The 5,408-nt window shown below is 64.6% G+C and carries 6 protein-coding genes; all 6 read left to right on the top strand.

What is annotated here, in order from left to right; genetic code table 11:
• A partial coding sequence (locus ACLHHB_RS09990) for a proline--tRNA ligase (protein WP_410218136.1) occupies nucleotides 1-951 on the top strand: 951 nt, incomplete at its 5' end.
• On the top strand, nucleotides 948-1,436 hold the full coding sequence (locus ACLHHB_RS09985) for a DUF2937 family protein (protein WP_410218135.1): 489 nt from the start codon (nucleotides 948-950) through the stop codon (nucleotides 1,434-1,436). The genes ACLHHB_RS09990 and ACLHHB_RS09985, both read left to right, overlap by 4 nt.
• Nucleotides 1,437-1,551: 115 nt before the next feature.
• A complete protein-coding gene (locus tag ACLHHB_RS09980) occupies nucleotides 1,552-2,736 on the top strand; it encodes an ABC transporter substrate-binding protein (RefSeq protein WP_410218134.1) in 1,185 nt (394 codons plus the stop codon).
• A 115-nt stretch (nucleotides 2,737-2,851) separates the two neighbouring features.
• Nucleotides 2,852-3,634: an ABC transporter ATP-binding protein gene (locus tag ACLHHB_RS09975; RefSeq protein ID WP_410218133.1), complete on the top strand. Its 783-nt coding sequence runs from the start codon at nucleotides 2,852-2,854 to the stop codon at nucleotides 3,632-3,634.
• Complete coding sequence (locus ACLHHB_RS09970) at nucleotides 3,631-4,464, top strand: ABC transporter ATP-binding protein (RefSeq protein WP_410218132.1); 834 nt, start codon at nucleotides 3,631-3,633, stop codon at nucleotides 4,462-4,464. Before ACLHHB_RS09975 ends, ACLHHB_RS09970 begins: the two co-directional genes overlap by 4 nt.
• A gap of 3 nt (nucleotides 4,465-4,467) precedes the next feature.
• Nucleotides 4,468-5,408: branched-chain amino acid ABC transporter permease (locus ACLHHB_RS09965; protein WP_410218131.1), on the top strand; the 941-nt coding region annotated here is incomplete at its 3' end.

Raw genomic sequence — 5,408 nt, 5'->3', positions numbered from 1 at the left:
AAGTTCCGCGACGAGATCCGCCCCCGCTTCGGCGTGATGCGCGGGCGCGAGTTCCTGATGAAGGACGGCTATACGTTCGACCTGACCAAGGAAGCGGCGCTGCATGCCTACAACCGGCATCTGGTCAGCTATCTGCGCAGCTATGAGCGCATGGGGCTGCAGGCCATCCCGATGCGCGCGGATGGCGGCCCGATCGGCGGCGACTACACGCACGAGTTCCTGGTGCTGGCCGAAACGGGCGAGTCCGAGGTGTTCTATGACAGCCAGATCACCGACCTGACCTTTGGCGACCGCCAGATCGACTATGACAGTGTCGAGGAATGCCAGGCCGTGCTGGAGGAATTCACCAGCCGTTATGCCCGCACCGACGAAACGCATGACCAAGGCATCTTCGAAGAGGTGCCGGAGGAACGCCGCCGCACCGCGCGCGGCATCGAGGTCGGCCAGATCTTCTATTTCGGCACCAAGTATTCCGAGCCCATGGGCGCCACGGTCGTGGGCCCCGACGGGCAGCGCGTGCCGGTCCACATGGGCAGCCACGGGATCGGCGTCAGCCGCCTTCTGGGCGCCATCATCGAGGCAAACCACGATGACAAGGGCATCATCTGGCCCGAAGGCGTCACGCCTTTCCATGTCGGCATCGTCAACCTGAAGCAGGGCGACAACTCGACCGATGCCGCATGCGAGGCGATCTATGCCGAACTGCAGACGCGTGGGCTGGATCCGCTTTATGACGACCGGGACGAGCGGGCGGGCGCCAAGTTCGCTTCGATGGACCTGATCGGCCTGCCATGGCGGATCACCGTCGGCCCGCGCGGCCTGGCCAGCAACAAGATCGAGCTGACCAACCGCCGCACCGGCGAAAGCGAGGAAATGTCGCCCAAGGACGCCATCGCCCGTCTGGTCCAGATCTATCAGCCCGTACTTGGCCTGACGGTTCAGGACAAATGACCGGGCTGCTGCGGCTGGTGGCGGCGGCCCTGCTGGCCGCCTTCCTGTCGCAGTTTCCGGCATTCTCGGATCAATACGTCCAGCGCCTCGGCGGGCAGGTCGATGCGCTGGCGCTGGTTGCGCAGGAATTCGACACCAGCGCCACGGAGGCGGGCCTGTCGAGGACCGAGGCGCTGGCCGACCTGTCCGGAAGCACCTTCCGCGAGGCTCATGGACGTGACATGCAGCGGGCCTTCATCCGGCTGGACCGGGCGCGGGCCGACCTGCAGATGCTGCGCATCGCAGGTCCGCTCGAACGGATGCTGCTGCCCCACCGCCTGCGCGACACCGACACGCTGCGCGCGACATGGGCGGACTTTCGTCCGGCCCTTCCACTGACCCCCGCAGGCCTTGCAGCCGGGGGGATCGGTTTCCTGCTGGGCTGGATCCTGGCAGCCCTTGCGGGCCGGCCGTTTCGGCGAACCGAACGGCTGGGATGGCGTTAGGTCACTCTGGCGAATTGTCCAAAAAGGCTGCAAAGCGGCGGGATATCATGCTTTCTTTTTGGCAGGCCCGCTTCTAACCTGACGTGCAGGACAACGTTCCAACTGGGAGACGACGATGAAGAAACTTCTTCTTGCCACCGCCGCCGGTGCGCTGCTGGCGGGTGCGGCCGGTGCTGAAGAGATCAAGCTGGGCCTTTCGCTGGGGTTCACGGGTCCGCTGGAATCCATGGCGCCCGGCATGCAGCAGGGTGCCGAGATGGCCATGAAGGAGGTCAGCGATTCGGGCCTGCTGCTGGACGGATCGACCGTCACGGCCGTCACCGGCGACAGCACCTGCATCGACGCAGCCGCCGCAACGGCAACGGTCGAGCGTTTGATCGCCTCGGAAGGGGTCAAGGGCATCATCGGGGGCATGTGCTCGGGCGAAACGATCGCCTCGCTGGAAAACGTGGCCAAGCCCAACGGCGTAGTGATGATCTCGCCCTCGGCGACCTCTCCGGCCCTGTCCACGATCGAGGATGACGGCCTCTTCTTCCGCACCTCGCCGTCGGATGCCCGTCAGGGCGAGGTGATGGCCGATGTCATCATGTCGCGCGACATCAACACCGTCGCCGTCACCTATACCAACAACGATTACGGCAAGGGACTGGCGGACAGCTTCCAGGCCGCCTTCGAGGAAAAGGGCGGCACGGTCACCACCAACAGCGCCCATGACGACGGCAAGGCCGATTATTCGGCCGAAGTGGCTGCGTTGGCGGCAGCGGGCGGCGACGCCTTGGTCGTGGTCGGTTATGTCGACCAGGGCGGCTCAGGCGTGGTGCGTGCGGCGCTGGACACCGGCGCCTTCGAAACCTTCGTCTTCCCCGACGGCATGGTGGGCCAGGCGCTGGAAACCAACTTCGGCAGCGAGATCGAGGGCAGCTTCGGCCAGAACCCTGCCGCCGAGGGCGAAGGCCGCGAAACCTATCTGTCGATGGCCGAGGAGGCCGGCTTTGACGGTTCGGGCGCGTTTTCGGCCGAGGCCTATGACGCGGCGGCGCTGATGCTGCTGGCCATGGCCAAGTCGGGCAGCAGCGATCCCGCGACCTACAAGAACAGCATCATGGATGTCGCCAACGAGCCGGGCGAAAAGATCCTGCCGGGCCAGCTGGCCCGTGCACTGGAGATCATAAATGGCGGCGGCGACGTGGATTATGACGGCGCCACCTCGGTCGAGATGGTGGGCGAAGGCGAATCCGCCGGCAGCTTCCGCGAGATCGAGTTCAAGAACGGCGTCATGGAAGTGATCGGCTATCGCTGAGAATTCCACAGGACCTGATGGCCCGGCACCTCTGGTGCCGGGCCATTCAACAATGAAATAAGCCGCTTGCTGGCACATCTTCACCTTGAATGTGAAGACAGGGAAGTTTGAAGTCATGATCAGGGTCGAGGACCTTCACAGACATTTCGGCGGCTTTCGCGCCGTCGATGGCGCCAGCCTGACAATCGAGACCGGTTCGATCACCGGGCTGATCGGCCCGAACGGGGCGGGCAAGTCCACGTTGTTCAACGTCATTGCGGGCGTGCTGCCCCCCACGTCGGGCCGCGTCTTCATGGACGGAGAGGACATCACCGGCCTGCCCCCGCACGCGCTGTTCCACAAGGGCCTGCTGCGCACCTTTCAGCTGGCGCACGAGTTTTCCAGCATGACCGTGCGGGAGAACCTGATGATGGTCCCCGGCGCGCAATCGGGCGAGACGATCTGGAAAACTTGGTTCCAGCGCGGCCGGATCGCGCAGGAAGAGGCCGAGCTGCGGCGAAAGGCCGACGAGGTTCTGGACTTTCTGACCATCCGTCACTTGGCCCATGAAAAGGCCGGCAACCTGTCGGGCGGGCAGAAGAAGCTGCTGGAACTGGGCCGCACGATGATGGTCGACGCCAAGATCGTCTTTCTGGACGAGGTGGGGGCGGGCGTGAACCGCACCCTGTTGATGACCATCGCCGACGCGATCATCCGCCTGAACAAGGAACGTGGCTATACCTTCTGCGTGATCGAGCATGACATGGATTTCATCGGCAAGCTGTGCGACCCGGTGATCGTCATGGCCGAGGGTCACGTGCTGGCCCAAGGCAGCGCCACTGATATCATGAAGAACGAGGCGGTGATCGAGGCCTATCTGGGCACCGGCCTCAAGAACAAGGACATGGTGGGCGCATGAGCGATCAGGACGCAGCCTTCGGCAATCGCGGCAACCGCGACCTGTCCATCGTGAACCCCAAGGGGCGCGGCACCATCGACGGCACGCGCCGGTCCGGTCCCACGGGGCCGGGGCGCGCGGGCGACCCGTTCCTGATCGGCGAGGCGATGACCGGCGGATACGGCAAGGGCGCCGACATCCTCCACGACTGCACCATTGCCGTCGAAAAGGGACAGATCGCCGTGATCGTCGGTCCCAACGGTGCCGGCAAATCCACCGCGATGAAGGCGATCTTCGGAATGCTGAACCTGCGCGGGGGCAGCGTCCGCCTGAACGGGCAGGACATCACCGCGCTGAACCCGCAGGACCGGGTCAAGGCCGGGATGGGTTTCGTGCCGCAGGTGAACAACATCTTTCCGTCCATGTCGGTCGAGGAAAACCTCGAGATGGGCGCCTATATCCGCAACGATGACATCAAGCCGACGCTGGAGCAGGTTTATGACCTGTTCCCCGCCGTCGCCGCGAAGCGCCGGCAGGCCGCGGGCGAATTGTCAGGCGGCCAGCGCCAGCAGGTGGCCGTGGGCCGGGCGCTGATGACGCAACCCTCGGTGCTGATGCTGGACGAACCCACTGCGGGCGTCAGCCCCATCGTCATGGACGAGCTGTTCGACCGCATCATCGCCATCGCGCGCGGCGGCTTGCCGGTGCTGATGGTGGAACAGAACGCGCGTCAGGCAATGATGATCGCCGACAAGGCCTATGTGCTGGTGCAGGGCGCCAATGCCCATACCGGCACCGGCGCCGAACTGATGCAGAACGACGAGGTGCGCCGCACCTTCCTGGGGGGCTGAGCCTTGGATATCCTGAACGCCCTCGTGGTTTTCCTGAACTTTGTCTTCATTCCGGCAGCGGCCTACGGCGCGCAGCTGGCGCTTGGCGCGCTTGGCGTCACGCTGATCTATGGCATCCTGCGGTTTTCAAACTTTGCCCATGGCGACACGATGGCCTTTGGCACCGCCATCGTGATCCTGCTGACTTGGGGCCTGCAGGCCCTGGGCATCTCGGCCGGACCGCTGCCGACGGCGCTGATCGCGCTGCCATTGGGCATCGCCCTGACAGCGTTGCTGGTGCTGGGCACCGACAGGGCCGTTTACCGCTTTTACCGCAGGCAGAAGGCCGCGCCCATCATTCTGGTCATGGCCTCGGTCGGCGTGATGTTCGTGATGAACGGGCTGACGCGCCTGCTGATCGGTGTGGACGAATACCGTTTCGACGACGGCGCCCGCTTCATCATCGACGTCCGCACCTTTCGCGAGATGACGGGCCTGCCCGAAGGGCTGGCGCTGCGCTCGACCCAGGCGCTGACGCTGGTTGTCGCGATCCTGGTGATGATCGCGCTGTTCTGGTTCCTGAACCGCACCAAGGCCGGCAAGGCCATGCGCGCGTATTCCGACAACGAGGATCTGGCCCTGCTGTCGGGCATCGATCCCGAACGGGTGGTGCGACTCACCTGGATCATCGCGGCGGGTCTGGCAACCATCGCGGGCACGCTCTACGGGCTGGACAAGTCCTTCAAGGCCTTCAACTATTTCCAGATCCTGCTGCCGATCTTCGCGGCGGCCATCGTTGGCGGCCTCGGCAACCCCTTGGGGGCCATCGCGGGCGGTTTTCTTGTGGCCTTTTCCGAGGTTGCGGTCACCTACCCCTGGGTGCGTGTCGTGGGCTATCTGGCGCCCTGGTACGAGCCGGGCGGGCTGATGCAGCTTCTGGGGACCGAATACAAGTTCGCCGTCAG

Origin of the sequence: Paracoccus sp. (in: a-proteobacteria), from assembly GCF_046462195.1 — a bacterium.
In the GTDB taxonomy this organism is placed as follows: Bacteria; Pseudomonadota; Alphaproteobacteria; order Rhodobacterales; family Rhodobacteraceae; genus Paracoccus.
Note: the sequence above shows the minus strand (reverse complement) of the source record. Positions and strands in the feature narration are given on the sequence as shown.